Source organism: Nostoc sp. JL23 (assembly GCF_017115065.1).
GTDB lineage: Bacteria > Cyanobacteriota > Cyanobacteriia > Cyanobacteriales > Nostocaceae > Nostoc > Nostoc punctiforme_A.
In genome coordinates, this window is sequence record NZ_JABXKN010000048.1 from 91,661 (window position 1) to 114,340 (window position 22,680).

Annotated in this window: 4 protein-coding genes; all 4 read left to right on the plus strand. The window is 41.8% G+C overall.

Translation table 11 applies throughout. The features are described from left to right. Positions 1–54 precede the first annotated feature (54 nt). Genes HWQ42_RS09985 through HWQ42_RS10000 form a run of 4 tightly spaced genes read left to right on the plus strand, consistent with a single transcriptional unit; the run spans position 55 to position 22,680 of the window. Entirely contained in the window at positions 55–5,379 is a 5,325-nt protein-coding gene (locus tag HWQ42_RS09985) for a non-ribosomal peptide synthetase (RefSeq protein WP_292811445.1), read from the plus strand. Beyond that, complete coding sequence (locus HWQ42_RS09990; RefSeq protein WP_292811447.1) at positions 5,372–10,066, plus strand: type I polyketide synthase; 4,695 nt, start codon at positions 5,372–5,374, stop codon at positions 10,064–10,066. The genes HWQ42_RS09985 and HWQ42_RS09990 overlap by 8 nt, the downstream gene beginning before the upstream one ends. Positions 10,067–10,088: 22 nt before the next feature. After that, on the plus strand, positions 10,089–16,805 hold the full coding sequence (locus HWQ42_RS09995) for a type I polyketide synthase (protein ID WP_292811449.1): 6,717 nt from the start codon (positions 10,089–10,091) through the stop codon (positions 16,803–16,805). Beyond that, positions 16,798–22,680, plus strand: a complete 5,883-nt coding sequence (locus HWQ42_RS10000; RefSeq protein ID WP_292811451.1) for a type I polyketide synthase — start codon at positions 16,798–16,800, stop codon at positions 22,678–22,680. Before HWQ42_RS09995 ends, HWQ42_RS10000 begins: the two co-directional genes overlap by 8 nt.

The following is a 22,680-nucleotide window of genomic DNA, read 5'->3' on the forward strand; positions in this document are numbered from 1 at the left end:
ATCTAGTCAGAGCGAGAAAAAGAGTATCAGGGTTGTATCTAGTTGAAAATCAAAATGAATCAATATTCTCATTGTGTTCTTGAAGTTTCTGGCAGTAGTTCTACATTTGTTGATTTACTGCGCTTAAGAAGCTCTATCCAGCCAAATAGAGATGCTTTTACCTTCTTGCTGGATGGGGAAACAGAACAAACAACGCTAACCTATCAAGAATTGGATAGGCGATCGCGTCGAATAGCTGCTCAGTTACAAGCATTGGGTTTGACTGGAGAACGCGCCTTACTACTTTATCCAGCCGGACTAGATTTTTTGGTTGCTTTTTTCGGTTGTTTATATGCGGGAGTTGTGGCTGTAACGGCATATCCCCCTAGAAATGAGCGCAACACACCGAGAATAAAAGCTATTTCTATAGACGCACAAGCAGCGATCGCTCTCACTACAACAGAAATCCTGCCTACAGTGCGGTCTTTAATCTCACAAAAGACTGACTTAGAATCCTTACAGTGGCTAACTACAGATAATCTTGCTCTAGGAATAGAAGATACTTGGCAACAACCTTCTATTGATCGAGATACCTTAGCTTTTCTGCAATACACCTCTGGTTCTACAGGCACACCCAAAGGTGTAATGATTAGTCATGGAAACCTACTGCACAACGCTGACACAACTTACCAATTTATGGAGCATTCTCCAGAAAGTAAGTTCGTGACGTGGTTGCCGATGTACCACGATATGGGTCTGATTGGAGGAATATTGCAACCCTTGTATGGGGGTTTTCCTTGCATCATCATGCCTCCAACTTCCTTTCTCCAACGTCCTTATCGTTGGTTACAAGCTATTTCTCACTACAAAGGGACAACCAGTGGTGGCCCAAATTTTGCCTATGAGTTATGTACTCAGAAAATTACTCCTGAACAAAAAGAGACTCTTGACTTGAGTAGTTGGAGTGTAGCATTTAACGGCGCGGAACCGATTCGGGATGACACTTTAGAGCGGTTTGCAGCAGCTTTTGCCGGTTGTGGCTTCCGTAAAGAGGCATTCTACCCTTGTTACGGAATGGCTGAAACAACTCTGATGGTTTCTGGTGTGCAGAAGGCAACATCACCGATTATCAAGACAGTCCAAAAGTCTGCACTAGAATCTAATCGGGTAGTTGAATCATCTGTTAAAGATGAAGATGTTTATCATTTCGTCAGTTGTGGTCGAGTCATACCACAACTGGAAGTGGCGATCGCTAATCCCGAAACCCTCAGTAGTTGTAAACCTGATGAAATCGGGGAAATCTGGGTATCGGGGCCGAGTGTTGGTCAAGGTTATTGGAATCGCGATCGAGAGACAGCAGAAACTTTCCATGCTTATCTATCAGACACAGGTGTAGGCCCTTTTCTACGGACGGGAGATTTAGGCTTTTTACAAAATAACGAGCTTTTCATTACAGGTAGAGCCAAAGATTTAATTATTATTCGCGGTAGAAATCTTTACCCACAGGATATAGAGTTAACCGCAGAACGCAGTCATCCATCTTTAAATTCCGGTGCTAGCGCAGCATTTACAGTTGAGGTTGACAACGAAGAACGGGTGGTAATCGTCCAAGAGTTGAAGTTTCGCGCCAAGCCAAATTTAGCAGAGGTTATATCTGCAATTCGCCAAGCTGTGACTGAAGAACACGAAGTACAAGTTTATGCTGTGGTTTTGATCAAACCAGGTAGTATTGCCAAAACTTCCAGTGGTAAGATTCAACGTCGTGCAACTCGCGCTCAGTTTCAGAATGGTGAATTGAATATTATTCTCAGTAACATTCTCAAAATTAGTAATATTGTCAGAGAGGAAACTCGATTACAGCGTTCCGAACTTTTGGCACTTCCTCCAAGGGAATGTCAACGGCTTTTAGAAATCTATCTGATTGAACAGGAAGCGAGAGTACTGGCGATCGCACCAGATGATATCAGTCCTGATGAACCATTAAGCGCTCTGGGGCTTGATTCTTTAAAAGTATTTGAGTTGAAAAACCGAGTTGAGGTTGATTTAGAAGTAGAAGTATCAGTAGCAGACTTCTTTGAAGGGATGAGTACGCGATCGCTAGCTACAAAAATCCTCGCTCAACTGACAACAGATGCACTACCGTCAATATCCCTTACCAAACAAGATAAAAATCCATCTATTCAGCCTCTATCTTTTGGCCAGCAGGGATTATGGTTTATCAATCAGCTAACTCCCAATAGTCCTACATATAACATTCCTATAGTTATTAGCTTAAAGGGCTGCATTAATTTAGCAATTTTACAAGATAGTCTTAACGAAATTATTAGACGACACGAAGTATTACGGACAAGCTTTACAGTAGTTGATGGACAACCAGTCCAAGTTATAAATCAAGCGCCACCTTTAATTTTGGCGGTTGAAGATTTGCGTTCACTCCCAGAAGAGGAACACCTTCAAGAAGCACAACGTTTGGCTACAGAATTTGCACAGCAGCCATTTGATTTATCTGCTCAATCGCTTTTGCGTGCTAAAATTTTGCAATTAAGTGAGAAAAATTATCATTTAATTATCACTCTGCATCATATAATTGCAGATGGTTGGTCTATCGGTATTCTGATCAAAGAAATAGCTGTATTATATGAAACATTATCCACAGGCGAACTCCCAGCACTTCCTGAATTACCCATTCAGTATCGGGATTTTGTCAATTGGCAACGAAAATGGCTTGATTGTGAGCGTATTCAATCTTTATTGACTTATTGGAAACAAAAGTTGCAGGGTGAGCTACCTATATTAAACTTACCAACTGATCGTCCGCGTAGAAGCTTTGCTTCTGATCGTCAAACATTCAAAGGCGCTCAAGGGAAATTAGTTCTATCTCAAACTCTGACAAAAAAGCTAAAGAATTTGAGCCGTCATTCGGGAGTAACTCTGTTTATGACCTTGCTTACAGCCTTCAAAACCTTGCTGTATCGCTACACAGGTCAGACTGATATTGTAGTAGGTTCGCCAATTGCCAGTCGTAACAGAGCAGAAGTTGAGTCATTAATTGGATTCTTTGTCAATGTTTTGGTGTTGCGTACAGACCTTTCTGGCGATTTGAGTTTTCAGGAGTTACTAGCGCAGGTAAAGTCAACAGCTTTAGAGGCATACATTCATCAAGACTTACCTTTTGAAAAATTAGTAGAAGAAATACAGCCAAATAGAGACTTGAGTTACAATCCACTATTTCAAGTAATGTTCGTTCTCCAGAATGTGCCAATATCAAATCCTAGACTCTCAGATGTCTCTGTTACTTGTCAGGAGGGTTATAACGGGACATCAAAATTTGATTTGACATTATTTATGGAGGATGAAGAGCAAGGGTTGGTTGCAACTTGTGAGTACAACACAGATTTATTTAATGCAGATACTATCGCTCGGATGCTAGTACATTTCCAGACGTTATTAGAAAGTATAGTTAGCAATCCCGAACAACGGATTTCAGGCTTGCAACTCCTGACACCATCTGAAGTACAGCAGTTATTAGTTGAGTGGAATAATACTGAGACAAATTACCCACAAGATAAATGTATTCATCAACTATTTGAAGCACAGGTAGAGAAAACGCCATCTAATATTGCTGTTATTTTTGAGAACCAAAAATTAACCTACCAGGAATTAAACGAGCAAGCAAATCAACTAGCACACTACTTACAAAAACTAGGGGTGAAGCCAGAAGTAATTGTAGGTGTCTGTATGAAGCGCAGCCCAGAAATGCTGATTGCATTGTTGGCTATTTTAAAAGTTGGCGGGGCTTATGTACCATTAGATCCAGCCTATCCCCAGGAACGCTTAAGTTTCATGGTAGAAGACAGTCAGACCAAGGTACTGCTGACTCAAAGCCATCTAGTTGAATTGTTTGCTAAATCGAATGTGCATATTGTCTGCATCGATAGAGATTCACAATTACTTAGCCAACAGAGTAGAGAAAATCTGTTTAGTGAAGTAAAATCCAATAACCTAGCTTATGTCATCTATACTTCTGGTTCTACTGGTGTACCAAAAGGTGTTGTGATCGCTCATCAAAGTTGTACTGCTTTCTTAACATGGTCAAGAGAACTTTTTACAGATGATGACCTTGCTGGGGTTTTAGCATCAACCTCTATTTGCTTTGATTTGTCAGTATTTGAACTGTTTGTTCCTCTCAGTTGGGGTGGTAGAGTAATTCTCGTAGAGAATGCTTTGCACTTACCCTCCTTGGTTGCGGAGGTAAGCTTGGTTAATACAGTCCCAAGCATCATTGCAGAATTACTACAAGTAGATGGTTTACCTCCTTCAGTCAGGACGGTTAATCTTGCTGGCGAACCACTACAAAATCAACTTGTGCAGCAGATTTATCAAAACGATCGTATTCAGAAAGTTTTTAATCTTTATGGCCCATCTGAAGATACGACCTATTCCACATTTACTCAAGTAAATAAAGGAGATAGCAACGTAACTATCGGCCGTCCTATTGCCAATACACAAATTTATTTACTTGATACTAAGTTACAACCAGTACCAATCGGTGTTCCAGGAGAAATTTACATTGGTGGTGCGGGTTTAGCTAGAGGTTATTTAAACCGACCAGAGTTAACAAAGGAGCGGTTTATATCTAATCCGCTTAATAATAAACTTGAATCATGGCTATATAAAACTGGAGATTTAGCTCGTTATTTACCAGATGGAAATTTAGAGTATTTGGGGCGAATTGATCATCAGGTTAAAATTAGAGGATTTCGGATTGAGTTGGGTGAAATTGAGAATGCCTTACTCAAACATCCAGCAGTGCAGAAAATTGTAGTTTTAGCGCGAGAAGATAAACCACGTGTTCAACAATTGGTAGCTTATATTGTTCTTTTACCAGACCAAATGCTTACAACTAGTGAACTGCGAAGCTATCTCAAAGAACTGTTACCGGCATATATGGTTCCTGGTGTTTTTATCTTCCTAGACACCTTACCACTTTTGCCTAACGGAAAAGTAAACCGTCGTGCTTTACCTGTACCAGAAGACTTACGTCCAGCATTGACGACTACTTATCAAGTACCCCAGTCGGAAATGGAACAGCAGATAGCAAAACTTTGGCAAGAGGTGTTACATCTTGAACGAGTAGGTATTCATGATAATTTCTTTGACCTTGGTGGGCATTCACTACTAATGATTCAGGTTAATCATAAACTGCAAGTAAATTTGCAGCGAAATATATCAGTTGTAGAAATGTTTCAGAACCCGACTATTTACTCACTGGCGCAATATTTAAGTCAACAGCGACAGCTTTCTTTTACAGGGACGCGCGATCGCGCGAATAAGCAAATTGAGGCTATAAATCGCCAAAAACAACAATTGACTAAGAAAGGTAAAAAGATTTATGATTAGCACTATACATAATGATGCTGTAGAAGGCATTGCCATTATTGGAATGGCAGGACGTTTTCCCGGTGCTAAAAATATTGATGAATTTTGGCAGAATTTACAATCTGGTGTAGAGTCAATTTCTATCTTCACAAATGAAGAGATAATATCTGACGGTATAGATTCCGTTACACTTAGCGATCGCAATTATGTAAAGTCTAGTGCCATATTAGAAAATATCGATTTATTTGACGCTGCATTTTTTAGTTTTAATGCCAAAGAAGCAGAAGTTACTAACCCCCAAAACCGGATTTTTTTAGAGTGTGCTTGGGAAGCATTAGAAAATGCTGGCTATGATTCCAATAGGTATGATAGTCGGATCGGAGTTTATGCTGGTGCTAGCCTAAATAACTATTATTCATTAGATTTAAACCGCGATCCTATAGGATCGGCGCAATGCTATCAAACATTAATTGGTAATGATAAAGATTTTCTGACTACCCGTGTTTCTTACAAATTAAATCTCACTGGCCCAAGTATTACAGTACAAACAGCTTGCTCTACCTCATTAGTTGCAACAACACTTGCTTGCCAAAGTTTGTTGAATTATCAATGTGATATGGCTTTAGCTGGCGGGGTTTCGATCCACATACCCCAGAAAGCAGGTTATTTGCATGAACCGGGAGGCACACTGTCTCCTGATGGTCATTGTCGTGCTTTTGATGCCAAAGCACAGGGAACAACTATTGGTAATGGTGTAGGAGTTGTTGTCCTCAAACGATTGAGCGATGCTCTAGCAGATGGTGATTGTATCCATGCTGTAATTAGAGGTTCAGCCATCAATAACGATGGTTCTGGTAAAGTTGGCTACACAGCGCCTAGCGTCAATGGTCAAGCAGAAGTGATTGCCGAGGCGATGATGCTGGCGGGAGTTGAGCCTGAGACAATCAACTATATTGAAGCTCATGGCACTGGTACAGCTTTAGGCGATCCGATTGAGATTGCCGCCCTCTCTCAAGCTTTTTGTCGCAGTACCAACAAAAAAGGCTTCTGTGCCGTCGGTTCAGTGAAAACAAACATTGGTCATCTAGATGCAGCAGCTGGGATTGCCGGACTGATTAAAACAGTTTTAGCCCTAAAACACAAGCAGATACCAGCAAGCTTGAATTTTGAGCAGCCAAATCCCCAGATAGATTTTGCCAACAGCCCCTTTTATATCAATGCAAAGCTAGCAGAATGGAAAACAGGAAGTACTCCTCGTCGTGCTGGTGTGAGTTCCTTGGGTATAGGTGGGACTAATGCTCATGTCATTCTAGAAGAAGCACCAGTACAAGTCAAAAGTCAAAAGTCAAAAGGCAAAAGTAAATATTTGCTGTGTCTATCGGCTAAAACTAGCTCTGCCTTGGAGACAGCAACAGTAAATTTGGCTAATTATCTCAAAGCGCATCCCAATGTGAACTTAGCGGATGTTGCCTATACCCTGCAAGTGGGGCGTGCTGAGTTCAATCATCGTCGCGTGCTGGTGTGCCAAGATATCGAGGATGCAGTCTTACAAGATCCAGAAAGAGTTTTCACTCGCTTAGTTGAAAGTGGCGTTCACGTTGGCGCAGCCTCTCGTAGAGAAGTGACTCCGCAGGAGTATCGCCCCATTGTCTTCATGTTTCCTGGACAGGGCGCTCAATATGTGGACATGGGTAAAGAACTTTATCAAACTGAGCCGATTTTTCAACAACAGGTTGATTTATGTTGTAAATTGCTGCAACCCCATCTTGGGTTGGATTTGCAATCGCTGATTTATCCCAACGAGTCTGAGTCAAAAGCCGCAGCAGAAAGACTGCAAAAAACTGATATTACTCAGCCTGCATTATTTGTCATAGAATATGCTCTGGCTAAATTATGGATGTCCTGGGGCATTTCTCCCCAAATGATGATTGGTCATAGCATAGGAGAATATGTAGCAGCTTGCCTTGCTGGTGTATTTTCCCTGGAAGATGCTTTGGCAATAGTAGCTATCCGTGGACGACTGATGCAACAACTTCCAGCTGGTGCTATGCTTTCGGTTCCACAAACAGAAGCAGAGATTAAAACTTTACTAAATGAAAATTTAAATTTATCTTTAGCCGCCAGCAATGCTCCTGGTTTGTGCGTAGTTTCAGGAACCCATAATGCTGTAGATACGATTCATGAGCAACTTACAGCATTAGGTGTAGAGTGTCGCCGTTTGCATACTTCCCACGCCTTTCATTCTGCGATGATGGAACCGATCGTTGAGCCATTCATCAAAGAAGTTAAAAAAGTCAAACTAAATCCGCCGCAGATTCCTTTTATCTCTAACGTCACAGGAGCCTGGATAACAGCAGAAGAAGCCACAGATCCCGATTACTGGGCAAGACATTTACGCCAAACAGTACAGTTTGCAGCAGGCATCTCTGCATTGCAGCAAGAGGCAAATTGCATCATGCTAGAAGTGGGGCCAGGAAGCAGCTTGTGTACTTTTGTTAAAAAGCATTCAGATACTCCAGCACTCTGTTCATTACGACATCCTCAAGAAAAACAGTCAGATATAGCATTTTTACTGAACACACTAGGCAAACTCTGGTTATATGGAGTACAGCCAAATTGGTCAGAATTTTACGCCCACGAACACCGTCATCGTCTCCCACTACCAACATATCCCTTTGAGCGGCAGAGTTACTGGATTGAAGACTATAAACAGAGACAGGATAACAGTGCTAAACCTGTTTCATTTGGCAAAAAGCCAGATATTGCCGATTGGTTCTACTTACCTTTGTGGAAACAATCTGTACCTGCTGTACTGTTAAACCAGAAGGAATTGGTAACTCAGAAATCTTGCACTCTTGTGTTTCTTGATGAGTGCGGTTTGGCAGAAGAACTGGTAAAACGACTTCAGCTTAATGGTCAGGATGTAATTATAGTGAAGGCGGGGTCAAAGTTTACTAAGTTGAATGAGCGTGCATATAGCCTTAATCCTAGCCAACGTGATGACTATAATGTCCTGCTCAATGAACTAGTAGCACAAAACAAGATTCCAAAAACGATTGTTCATTTATGGAGTGTGACTTCTGTTAGTCAGATTGAATCTGGACTCGCAGGAGTTGATAAAGTCCAAGAAAAAGGTTTTTATAGTCTGCTGTTTTTAGCTCAAGCACTTGGAAAACAGCGGATCGCAGATGAGCTTCAAATAACGGTCATTTCCAACAATATACACTCAGTCACTGGAGAAGAAGCACTATGCCCAGAAAAGGCGACTGTACTGGGAGCTGTTAAGATCGTTCCCCAAGAATATCCAAATATCAGCTGTCGTAGCATTGATGTTGTGATTCCAAGGGAAGTAAGTTGGCAAGAGGAGAAACTTGTAAATCAGCTGCTGAACGAGCTACAAATACAATCCTCCGATATAGTTGTTGCCTACCGTGGTTTTCATCGCTGGGTGCAAACCTTTGAAGCAGTCCGATTGGAAGAAGCAGAGGGAGAAACATCGCGATTAAGGCAAGGAGGAGTGTATTTAATCACAGGTGGACTCGGAGGCATTGGACTTGCTCTAGCGTCACACCTGGCGAAAGCGGTACAAGCCAAACTAGTTTTGATCGGACGTTCAGCTTTTCCTCCTAGACAAGAGTGGGAACAATGGCTAGCTACTAACGATCGCCAAGATCATATCAGTCATAAAATTTTGAAAGTACAGGAACTTGAAGAACTAGGTGCAGAAGTTTTAGTACTGAACGCTGATGTAGCTAACCTAGAACAGATGCAAGAAGCGATCGCAACAGTCCAGAAACAGTTTGGCCAAATCAATGGTGTTCTTCATTGTGCAGGAATTGCTGATTATGCGGGTGTGATTTCTCGAAGAACGCGAGAGATGACAGAAAATATTATGGCCCCTAAAGTCAAGGGTACACTAGTATTAGATAGCCTTTTGAAAGATGTTAAGTTAGATTTTTTAATTCTTTGTTCATCTCTTAGTTCAATTATTTATAGAAAGAAATTTAGTGAAGTTGGCTATTGTGCTGCCAATGAGTTTCTTGACGCTTTTGCTTATCATAAAACTAATCGAGATCGGACATTCACAGTTTCTATTAACTGGACTGATTGGCAAGATGTTGGGATGTCAGTAGAGGCGGTGAAGCGATTAGCTAACAAACAAGATATTTCTGATGTTAAATCCCTATTAATGGATGCTTTATTACCTTCAGAAGGGATAAAAGTCTTTAGACATATTCTCAACAGTGGAGTCCCTAGAGTTGCAGTATCAACTGAAGATTTGACAACTGTGATTGAACGCGATCGCAATTTTAATCCCCAAGCTCTTTTGGAATCTTTAGGCAAGAATAACCAGTCGAAATTGGTACATCAACGGACTCAGTTGAGTAATGCCTATTTTGCTCCGAGAAATAAAACTGAGCAAACAATTGCAGATATTTGGCAAAAACTACTTGGTATTGATTTAGTAGGTATCCACGATAACTTCTTTGAACTCGGTGGCGACTCTCTAATAGGTATTCAAGTTATTTCGCAATTAAGTAAAGAATTGCATATAGAAATTCCTGTAGTCAGTCTTTATGAAAGTCCAACAGTCACTTCTTTGAGCAAAGCTTTAAATATGGAACAGGCTGAAAAACCTATGGAAGAAAGGAGTGGACGGGGACAAAGACGAAGAGAGAAAAGAATGCAACAGAAGAGCGCTCTATAAAAAATTAATAAAAGAGGTACTAATGAAAATCGATGAAACATTTTCTAATTTAGCGGGTTTAGATATAGCTATAGTGGGTATGGCAGGTCAGTTTCCAGGTGCAAAAAATATTGATCGGTTTTGGCAAAATTTGCAGGACGGCGTAGAATCAATTTCATTTCTTTCTGAGAGTGATTTAGTATCTTCAAATATCGATCCTGCCTTGTTAAATAATCCTAATTATGTTAAAGCCGCATCTATACTGGAAAACGTAGAGGAATTTGACGCGTCATTTTTTGGTTTTGAACCTAAAGAAGCTGAAGTTATAGATCCCCAATATCGTCTCTTTTTGGAGTGTGCTTGGGAAGCAATTGAAAACGCTGGCTACGATCCTGAAACCTATAAGGGTTTGATTGGGGTTTACGCCGGGGCAAATATGAATACCTACCTATTAGAAAACCTTTATCCAAACCGCGATACTATAAATCCTGTAGATGGAGCTTTACAACCTCTACATGGCAGCGGTCAAGCTTTTCTAACCACAAGTGTATCTTATAAATTAAACCTTAAAGGGCCTAGTATTACTCTCCAAACCTTCTGTTCTACATCATTGGTTGCAGTTCACTTAGCCTGCCAAAGTTTGTTGAATGAAGAATGTGATATGGCTTTGGCTGGTGGTGTTTCAATTAAAGTTCCACAAAAAGCTGGCTATTTATATCAACAAGGAGGGATGTTGTCTCCCGATGGGCACTGTCGAGCCTTTGATGCTAAAGCACAGGGAACTGTTTTCGGCAGTGGAGCTGGAATTGTTGTATTAAAGAGATTAGAGGATGCTGTTGCTGATGGAGATTGTATTCATGCAGTCATCAAAGGTTCAGCAGTCAATAACGATGGCTCTTTGAAAGTAAATTTCACTGCCCCTAGTGTAGAAGGTCAGGCGGAGGTAATTGTAGAAACCCTGAGAAATGCTGGAGTAGATGCCGAGGATATAACCTATATAGAAACTCATGGAACCGGAACGGCTATGGGCGATCTCATTGAAATCGCTGCACTCAAAAAAGCTTTTCATACTACTACTCAGAAGAAGGGTTTCTGTGCGATCGGTTCAGTGAAAACCAATATCGGACATCTAGATGCCGCAGCCGGTGTAACAAGTCTCATCAAGACTACCTTAGCGCTCAAACACAAGCTGCTCCCACCTAGCCTACACTTTGAACAAGCCAATCCCCAAATCGATTTCAACAACAGCCCCTTCTACGTCAATACCAAAGTTTCTGAATGGAAGGGAGATCGCGCACCTCGTCTGACTGGGGTCAATTCATCGGGTTATGGTGGAACCAATGCCTTTGTCATTCTCGAAGAAGCTCCGCCGATCGAACATTCGGAAGAATCGAGACCCTGGCAATTGTTGGTACTCTCCGCCAAAACCATCTCTGCACTTGAAATTGCCACTGCAAATCTAATCGCGTACTTAAAGCAGCATTCAAATGTTAACCTCGCTAATGTTGCTTATACACTTCAGGTTGGTCGCAGGGCTTTCAACCATCGCCGGATAGTAATCTGCCATGACACTAATGATGCGATCGCTACTTTAGAAACACAAGATCCGAAACGGGTTTTTCAGGTCTACCAAGATCGCCTAGATCGTCCCGTCGTGTTTATGTTTCCAGGGCAAGGAGTACAGTCCGTAAATATGGCGCTGGATCTCTACCAGACAGAGCCAACTTTTCGGAAGCAGGTAGATATCTGCTCAGAGTTTCTCCAACCACATCTAGGGCTTGACCTGCGACATGTACTCTACCCCAACACAGAAAGGACTCAAGAAGCCGCGCAACAACTAAAACAGACAGCAATTGCTCAACCAGCGCTCTTTGTTATCGAGTACGCCCTAGCAAAGTTGTGGATGGAGTGGGGAATACATCCCCAGGCTTTAATTGGTGAAAGCCTTGGGGAATATGTCGCTGCGTGTCTGGCAGGAGTATTTTCATTAGAAGATGCTTTAACTTTAGTAGCTGCGCGGGGACAACTCATGCAGCAAGTGCCTGAAGGTGCAATGCTTGCCATTCCACTTTCAGAAAAAGAAGTTCAACCCCTGCTAGGCAAAACACTATCTCTAGCTGAGATTAAGGAATCATCTCTTTGTATAGTTTCAGGTTTCATAGAAGCTGTAGAGGTATTACAGAAGCAGCTAGCTTCCCAAGGTGTTGAGTGTATGCGTCTGCATACCTCCCATGCCTTTCATTCTCTGATGATGGATGCCATCTTAGAGCCATTCACAGAGGAAGTTAAAAAAATCAAACTGAATCCTGCCAAAATTCCTTTTGTATCCAATGTTACTGGAGCTTGGATTACAGAAGCGGAGGTGACAGATCCAAACTATTGGGTGAAGCATCTGCGGCAAACAGTTCGCCTTGCTCAGAGTATGCAAGAATTGTTGAAAGAACCAGAGCGCATTTTGCTAGAGGTTGGTCCTGGGCAGACTTTGAGTGCATTCGCCCGTCGTCATTCTGATAAAGAAGCCCAGCAAATTGTATTAACTTCCTTGGGCTATGCACAAGAAAGTCAGTCAGATGTAGCATTCTTGTTAAATACATTGGGTCAGCTATGGCTGGCTGGAGTACAAGTAGATTGGTCAGGATTCTATATCCATGAGCGCCGTCATCGGATGCCTTTACCTACTTATCCTTTTGAGCGTCAACGTTACTGGATTGAACCCAAAATCCAGGTAAACGCTCTCAAGACGGGTGAAAAAAAATTGCCTACAACCTCTCTACTAGGTAAAAAGCCGGACATTGCCGACTGGTTTTATGTCCCATCTTGGAAACGCTCTCTGCTGGTTGCCCCTCAACTAAGTCAAAAGTCGGTTTTGTCTTGCACTCTTGTATTTATCGATGAGTGCGGTTTAGGTTCTGAGTTGTTAAAACGACTCGAACTTGAGGGTCAAGATGTGATTACCGTGAAGATTGGGTCAGCGTTTACAAAGTCGAGCGATCGCGCATATATCCTTAATCCTCGACAACGTGATGATTATGATACCTTGTTCAATGAACTTCTAGCACAAAATAAACGCCCCAAAACGATTGTTCATTTATGGAGTATTACACCCCACAGTTACGCAGAATTAAGACTTGAGGAAGTTGACAAAATTCAAGAAAATGGATTTTACAGTCTGCTGTTTTTAGCTCAAGCACTTAGTAAACACCATACTACAGATGAATATCAAATCGCGGTTGTCTCCAACGATATGCAAGAAGTTGTGGGGGAAGAGTTGCTGTGCCCAGAAAAGGCGACTTTACTCGGACTCATTAGGGTGATTGCGGAAGAATACTCAAACATTACTTGTCGTAGCATTGATGTTGTTATTCCCCAATTGGGAGTTAAGACTGAGCCGAAACTTTTGGAGCAGTTGCTCTGCGAGCTACAAGCCCTAAATTCTGAGAAGGTTATTGCTTACCGTGGAAATCATCGTTGGGTGCAAACTTTTGAGCCAATTCGATTGGAGAAAGCTGGCCAAGGAATATCAAGGTTAAAAGAAGGAGGCGTTTATCTCATTACAGGTGGATTAGAAGGCATTGGTCTTGTCCTAGCCCAACATTTAGCACAGACTGTACAAGCCAAGCTGCTGCTGACAGGAGGTTTAGCTTTTCCTTTACCAGAAGAATGGGAACAATGGCTGGCTACTCACGATGAGCATGATAATACAAGCCGCCAGATTTGGGAAATCCAGAAGCTTAAACAGCTAGGTGCAGAAGTTTTGGTAGTCAGCGCCGATGTCGCCAATCTTGAACAGATGCAACAAGCGATCGCGTTAGCCCAAGAGCGATTTGGCCAGATTAATGGTGCGATCCATGCAGCCGAGGTTTCTGCTAGCGGCGTGATTTTGCAAAAAACGCCAGAAATGACAGAAAGTATTCTGGTATCTAAAGTAAAAGGCACATTAATTCTAAATAAAATTTTCAAGGATATTCCACTAGATTTCTTTGTTTTATGTTCATCAACCACTTCCATTGCAAGTAAATTTGGGCAAATAGATAATGCTGCTGCTAATGCTTTTGTTGATGCTTTTGCTCGTCATAAAAGCGACCGAGATGGCAAATTTACCGTATCTATTAATTGGGATTATTGGCAAAAACTGGGGAAGGTAACAGAGGCGATGAAGCAATCAACACCAACTCTGGATATTTCCCCATCTCAATTAAAAGAAGTGTCTCACCCTTTATTCGCTCAATGTATAGTTGAAGGGAAACAGCAAGAGATATACATCAGCAAATTTAGCGTCATCAAACACTGGGTTTTAGATGAACACAGGGCTATGGGTAAGGCGACACTTCCGGGAACAGCTTACTTGGAAATGGCTTTAGCTGCTTTTGAAACCCATGCTAAGAACGGAACGATTGAAATTCGGGAAGTATTTTTCTTAACCCCCTTGGTAATAGAAGATGATGAGGAAAAAGAAGTTCGTACAGTCCTGAATAAGAAAGGAGAGGGCTTTGAATTTTTGGTAATAAGCCAATCAAACTCAGAGTCTAAGCAATGGATCGAACATGCCAAGGGCGAAATAGCCTGTATAATAGCAGAATCATCAGCAAAACAAGAACTCAGAGAAATTGAGGCAAGATGTAATCAAAAGGAAATAATTATTCCAGAAGGAGAGCATAAGCTTCAAACAGGATTTATAGAGTTTGGTTCTAGATGGAATAACTTGAAACAGGCAAAATTAGGAACAGATCAGGGGTTGATTGTTCTGGAACTACCCGAAGTATTTGCCACCGATATTAATTCATATAAATTACATCCTGCTTTATTGGATAATGCCACGGGTTTTCTAAGTATTGAAAACGAAGGGGTTTACTTACCGTTTTCCTATAAAAGTCTGAAAATAAAAAAATCTTTGCCAAGCAAAGTATATAGCCACATCAGATATACAGAAAATAATCAGTTCAGAGAAAGAACTTTAAAATTTAACATCACCATCATGGACGACCAGGGAAACGAACTGGTTGAGATTGAAGAATTCATCATGAGGAAAGTAGATATTGGCACAATTACTGCTGAACAGTCTGACGATAAACCTCAAAAAATTTCTTCCGTTTCTGGAAGCGAAAACTTCTCTTTAGAGATTGCTTCCCCTGGCATCTTAGATACCCTGACTTTCCGACCTAGTACACGCCAAAAGCCAGGTCTGGGTGAGGTAGAAATTGAAGTCTGTGCGGCTAGCCTCAACTTCAAGGAAGTGCTTATAGCGTTGGGGTTGCTTCCTGTTCCACCCAATGTTCGTATCAACTTCGGTAGAGAGTGTTCTGGAAAAATAGTCGCTCTGGGAGAAGGCGTTAAGGGTTTTGAGGTAGGAGATGAAGTTATGGCGTTTGGCGATTCCTGCTTTAACCAATTCACAACGACTTCTGCTTCTTTGGTGGCACTAAAACCAGAACATCTTAGTTTAGAAGAGGCAGCAACAATTCCCGTTGCCTTTATTACGGCTTACTATGCCTTGATAAAATTAGCTAGGCTTCGTCAGGGTGAGCGTGTTCTCATCCATGCTGCTGCCGGTGGTGTTGGGATGGCTGCCGTGCAAATAGCCCAGTGGGCAGGAGCCAAAATCTTCGCCACAGCAGGCAACCCGGAAAAACGAGCATTTCTGCATTCGTTGGGTATTGAATATGTCATGGATTCCAGGTCTTTGGCTTTTGCCGATGAAGTGATGAAATATACTGACGGTAAAGGTGTGGACGTGGTTTTGAATTCCCTATCAGGAGAATTCATGACTAAAAGCCTTTCGCTTCTAGCACCCTATGGACGTTTTCTAGAACTCGGCAAACGGGATATCCTCAACAATAGCCAATTAGGTCTACGACCTTTTGAGAAATGCTTATCGTTCTTTGCTACAGATGTAGGAAATGATCTCCCTGACTTCATTTCTACGTGGCACGAAGTAGTGCAACACTTTAAAGATGGTAATTTTAATTCCCTTCCTTATCAGATATTTCCAATTACAGAAATAGCTCGCGCCTTTGAATACATGGCTAAAGCCAAACATATCGGCAAGATTGTGGTATCTTGGCAGAATCAGGAGGCTTTGAAAGCGCTGGTTGCTTCAGAAGGGGAAGTTAATCAGGAAAGGAAAGGAACTGTAGCTTCTTCTGCTGGGTTGGGTTCTCCGTCTACCATCCTTTCCGCAGTTAGCTCTGGTATGCAGGACAAAGCTGCTATTCTCAAGGAAGGGTTATTACCAAAAGAATGTGTAGAGGCATTTGACCGCATTTTAGGAAGTACGCTCACCCAGGTTCTGGTATCGACTCGTGATTTCTTAAGCCGAGTTGAGCAGGATAATAGTTTTAACTCACAACCTTTCCAAGAAGCCTCACAAAAGTATAATCTCTCTAAACCGACACAATCAGAACCTGCACTTAGTGGTGCTTATGTAGCTCCCAGAAATGAGATTGAGCAAAAGCTTGCTGTCATCTGGAAAGAACTTCTTGGGAAAGATTTGGTGGGAATACAAGACAACTTCTTTGAAATCGGTGGCAATTCCCTCCTAATAGTCCAAGTTCGCAGCCAACTGCAACAAGTGTTTAATAGTGATATCGCAACGGCTGACTTGTTTGAATATCCAACCATAAGTGCCTTAGCAGAATATTTAAGTCGGAAACAGGCCCAGCAACCTGCCTTTGGGCAAGCATATAACCGTGCTAAGAGGCAACAGGAGGTTATGGAAGAAGAAATGCAACTAATGAAGCAAAGGAGGAAAATACGTGAGTAACCAGTTGAAAGGCGTAGCCATAATCGGCATGAGTGGTCGTTTTCCAGGAGCCAAAAATACTGATCAATTTTGGCAGAATCTGTGTAACGGTGTGGAATCAATTTCATTCTTTAGCGATCGCCAGTTAGTCGCTTCAGGCGTAGATCCAGCTTGGTTGAATGACCCTCAGTACGTCAAAGCGGGGGCTGTGTTAGAAGACATTGAGATGTTTGACGCTCCATTTTTTGGCTTTTCGCCTAGAGAAGCTGAAATCATGGACCCGCAACAACGTCTTTTTTTGGAGTGTGCTTGGGAAGCGCTGGAAAATGCTGGTTATGACCCGAAAACAGACAAAAATCTAATTGGTGTTTATGCAGGGGGTAACTTAAGTACCTATTTGCTTAACAATCTGGCCTCACACCCTGAACTCATTAAAGCGCTGGAGTCGCAAATTACAATTGCTAATGATAAAGACTTTATATCCACACGAGTTTCTTATAAATTAAACCTAAAAGGGCCCAGTATTAGCGTCGGCACGGCCTGCTCTACGTCATTAGTCGCAGTTCACTTGGCGTGCCGAGGATTGCTCAGTTATCAGTGTGATATGGCGCTAGCTGGTGGCATTGCGATACAAGTTCCACAAAAACAAGGTTATTTCTATCAAGAAGGTGGGATGGCCTCTCCTGATGGTCACTGTCGGGCTTTTGATGCTAAAGCACAGGGCAGCCCTTTCGGTAAAGGAGCGGGTATTGTCGTGCTGAAAAGATTGGAAGATGCTGTAGCTGATGGGGACTGCATTTATGGGGTTATCAAAGGTTCAGCTATCAATAATGATGGTTCCGAGAAGGTGAGTTACACCGCACCTAGTGTAACAGGCCAAGCAGAAGTGATTGCTGAGGCTCAGGCGATCGCTAACTTTGATTCTGAAACAATCACCTACATTGAAACCCACGGAACTGCTACACCTCTAGGCGATCCAATTGAATTTAGGGCGCTTAAAAAGGTGTTTAGTGCCGGAACTAGCCAAAAAAACTTCTGCGCCATTGGTTCAGTCAAGACTAATGTCAGCCATCTGAGTTCAGCATCTGGCGTGACGGGCTTGATCAAAACAGTCCTGGCGCTCAAACACAAGATAATTCCGCCTACCCTGCACTTTGAACAACCTAATCCAGAGATTGACTTCGCTAACAGCCCCTTTTACATCAATACTCAACTTCATGAATGGAAAACAGAAGGAACTCCTCGCCGGGCTGGGGTTAGTTCTTTTGGCATCGGCGGAACTAATGCTCATGTTGTTTTAGAAGAAGCCCCTGGAGGGGAGCAGGGGAGCAGAGGGGCAGGGGAGCAGGGGAGAAAGTATCAATTGCTGGTAGTTTCTGCAAAAACTGACTCTGCTTTAGAGACGGCAACTACAAATTTGGTTAAGCATCTGCAACAGCACCCAGAACTTAACCTTGCAGATGTAGCTTATACATTGCAAGTTGGTCGGCATGGTTTGAGCCATCGGCGCACAGTTGTTTGTCAAGATACTCAAGATGCGATCGCAGCCCTCCAAAATCCCAAACGAGTTCTCACTAGCGCTCAGGAAACAAATCAGCGCCCAGTAGTCTTTATGTTTACTGGTTTGGGAACCCATTATGTCAATATGGGTTATGAATTATACCAAACTGAAACAACTTTCCGTGAACACCTTGATCGCTGTTGCTCGTTGTTTGAACCTCTGTTAGGTCTTAATCTCAAAGAAGTTATTTATCCTACTTCCTGTGCCAAGCAAGAAGCAACAAAAGAAAAATCGGGTATAGATTTACGGCAAATGCTTGGTCGCGATCGCCAATCCCCAGATGTCGCCGCCCAAAAATTAAATCAGACATACCTCACTCAGCCAGCACTGTTTGCCATTGAGTATGCTTTAGCTCAATTATGGATATCCTGGGGCATTCGTCCAGTAGCAATGATTGGTTACAGCATTGGTGAATATGTAGCAGCAACAATAGCCGGAGTATTGTCTCTAGAAGATGCGATTACTCTTGTTGCCAAAAGAGCGCAAATGATTCAAGAGTTGCCAGGGGGAGCAATGCTGGCGATTCCCTTGACAGAGCAAGAAGTGCAACCTTTCTTAAATGAAAACCTTTCATTATCAGCAGTCAATGGCTCATTCCAATGTGTAGTTGCGGGAACTACACAGGCTGTAGAGGAATTGGCAGGAAAGTTGAGTGCTAAGGGATTAGCCTGTCGGCAATTGCAGACTTCTCATGCCTTTCATTCTTACATGATGGAGGCGATCGCTGACTCTTTCACCGAACTGGTTAAAAATATTAGTCTCAAAGCACCGCAAATTCCTTATATATCTAACGTTACCGGAACTTGGATTACACCAGAGCAAGCCACAAATCCCAGCTACTGGACACAGCATCTGTGCCAACCCGTGCTATTTGCCGATGGAATAGATCAGTTGTGGACACAACACAGTCCAATTTTATTAGAGGTGGGCCCAGGACAGACCTTAAGCAGTTTAACGATGCAATGTTTAGATCATGTTTCTAATGATCACAAAGTAATATTATCTTCGCTGCGCTATGCTTATGAGCGACAATCTGACCTTGCTTTCATCCTAAATACATTAGGACAACTATGGCTTGAGGGAATCAAGATAGATTGGTCGGGATTTTATGCCGATGAGCGCCGATATCGCCTTCCCTTGCCAACATATCCCTTTGAGCGACAAAGATATTGGATTGAACCGCAAAAATTATTACCTGCACAAAGAAATTTCCAGTCCCAGTTAACAGCATCAGAACTTTGGAAATCTTTGGTAGAAGCTGGTCAACTCCAAGCTAGTGCAGGGTCTGCGGAATTTGACGAGCAAATTTCTCAAGCGAAAAGAGAGTGTTTAGATCGTTTATGTATTGCTTATATTAATCTTACAACAGCACATTTAAGAGCTTTTAGCAATCCCACTAAAAAGTATTTTTTGGAAGAGTTATTTGACCAATGTCAGATTATTCCTACCTATAGAGAATTGTTCAGTCGATGGTTAGAAATATTGGTCGAACAGGGTCAGTTACATGAAGAACAAGGGCTATTTACTAACTTTTTACCAATATCAACAGACTTTGTTAATGAGCTTTTGGTAGAAGTCAGAGCCAAATGGGCAGACACACCGCAACAAATAGATTTGCTGCAACTGTATGGCGAAAATATGGTATCTCTGCTTACTGGTAAAAAAGAACCATTGGAGTTCCATGTTTCTACTTTATTAAAATCAGGAGAATTTTCAGTCCAAGAATCGCCTGAAAATAAGTACTACAACTCAATCATGCGGGTATGCTTAGAACAGGTGTTAAAAGCACTACCATCTCAAGTTAATCTCAGAATTCTGGAACTTGGTGCTGGAACTGGTACTGGTACCGCAGAGTTATTACCTATACTGCTATCAGAGAAAACAAATTATACCTTCACTGATGTAGGAGGTTTTTTCCTGAATGCAGCTAAGAAGAAATTTAGCGATTATCCATTTGTTGAATACCAATTGCTAGACCTTGAGCGATCGCTACAAGAACAAGGATACTCAAATCACAGTTTTGATGTAATTGTAGCTTTCCAGGTGCTGCACGTTACTCGAAATATTGGAGAAACTCTCGACCGCATTCGCTCTTTACTTGCTCCTGGAGGTTTACTTCTATTTTGGGAAACAACTCAACCCAGGTTGGAATTTGAGTTCATTGACGCACTACTGATGAATCCGATAGGGAATCCAGAAAGCGATCGCAATATGTGCAATCCCTTTTTATCTAAGGAGAAATGGCAACAAGAACTCAAATCTCATGGTTTTGTGCAGGTGACAGCTTTCTCAGAATTCGCACCTTTTACAGACCACATAATTGTCGCTCAAGCTACTGCCCCAGCAACGCCCAAAGCACCAGCAGCCTTTACAGCATTACTTCATGAACAAGAAGTTTCATTTGGCAAAAAGTCCAACATTTCTGACTGGTTCTACATCCCTTCATGGAAACGTTCGCTACCACCACAGTCAAACGGTCAGTTGAAACAAGCAGAACGCTGGTTAGTCTTTGTTGATGAGTATGGGTTAGGCGCTCAAATCGTCAAGCGCCTCGAACTTGAAGGTCATGATGTAATTACCATCAGACTTGGGGAGCAATTTGGCAACCAAAGCGAATCTTCAGAAAAGCATCTGGGTAAGCGTGCATATACAATAGCACCTCAACAACAGGATGATTACAATACCCTACTCAAAGAACTTCGCGCCCAAGATTTGATACCACAAAGAATTATTCATCTGTGGAGTATAACCCAGTCAGAATATGCAGACTTTGATACAGATGAAACACAAGGATTCCAGAGTTTGCTGTTTTTGGCACAGTCGCTAGAAAAACAGAATTTTACTGATGAATTTCAGCTTGCAGTTATCTCCAACAATATGCAACCTGTAACTGGAGTTGAAAATCTCTGCCCAGAAAAAGCAACACTCCTTGGACTAGTTAAGGTCATCCCACAAGAATATTCAAATATAAAATGTCGTAGCATTGATGTTATTATTCCCTTATCAGAAAGTTGGCAAGAAGAGAAATTTGTAGAACAACTACTGACAGAACTGAAAGCCAATTCCTCTGACTCAGTTATTGCTTATCGTGGTTTGGAACGTTGGGTACAAACCTTTGAGTCTGTCCAATTAGATGCAAACGTCCCGGATACACCCAGGTTCAGAGAAAAAGGAGTCTACTTAATTACTGGTGGACTCGAAAAAATAGGACTTGTAGTAGCCGAACATTTAGCAAAGACAGTACAGGCAAAACTGCTGTTTTTAGAGGCTGAGGATTTTCCCAACCGACAGGAGTGGTTAGAGTGGCTGAAAACTCACGATGAGCAAGATAACATCAGCGATAAGATTCGGAAAGTGCAGGAACTGGAAAATCTGGGCGCAGAAGTCTTAATCAAGAGCGTTGATGTAGTAAATTTAGCACAAATGCAAAGTGCGATCGCTCAAACACAAGAGCAGTTTGGGCAACTCAACGGGGTGTTTTATACAACTAAGATAGCTCTAGAGAATTCATTTAGTGCTATTACAGAGATAGAACCAACGCAGTGCAAACAGCAACTTCAAGCCAAGAAACAGGGACTCTTAGTATTAGAAAAAGTTTTACAGTCCCAAAAGCTTGATTTTTGTCTATTAATGTCTTCATTAACCTCTATCTTAGGAGGATTAGGCTCTGTAACCTATTCAGCAGCAAGTCTTTTAATGGACGCTTTTGCTTACCAGCATAATCAGAAAAATCCTGTTCCTTGGATGAGTATTAACTGGGATGCATGGCAATTTGCAGCAGAAAATTCACAAATACCTACTGGTACAAGTTTAGCTGAATTCGCCATCGAACCTTTAGAAGGTATCAAGACCCTGGAACGAATTCTTTTGTGGAGTCAATATCATCAAATAGTTGTCTCAACAGGTAATTTACAATCTAGAATTGACCAATGGATTAGATTAAAGCCTTTACAACAAAAAATTACTGCCCAAAAAGTTAATTTATCTTCTCGTCACTCTAGACCAAACTTAAAAAATGCATACATTGCTCCTACTAATGATGTAGAGCAAAAACTAGTTGAAGTTTTTCAAGAGTTACTGGGTATAGAGCCAGTAGGTATTCATGACAGCTTTTTTGCTTTAGGGGGAGACTCTCTAACGGGAACTGTACTTATTTCTCAACTTCGCAAAACTTTTCAAATCGAACTACCTGTTCGTTCTCTTTTTGAAGCCTCTACCATCGATGAATTAGCTTTGGTGATTGAAGAAATCCTTATAGAAGAGTTAGAACAATTATCTGGAAATGAAACAAGTGAGGATATCAACAAAATTCTTGATGTGCAATTTTCAAACTAG

What these genes read in the sequence shown, in the direction of transcription:
- HWQ42_RS09990 (WP_292811447.1), top strand. Translation starts at nt 5,372, where the DNA reads ATGATTAGCACTATACATAATGATGCTGTAGAAGGCATTGCCATTATT.
- HWQ42_RS09985 (WP_292811445.1), top strand. Translation starts at nt 55, where the DNA reads ATGAATCAATATTCTCATTGTGTTCTTGAAGTTTCTGGCAGTAGTTCT.
- HWQ42_RS09995 (WP_292811449.1), top strand. Translation starts at nt 10,089, where the DNA reads ATGAAAATCGATGAAACATTTTCTAATTTAGCGGGTTTAGATATAGCT.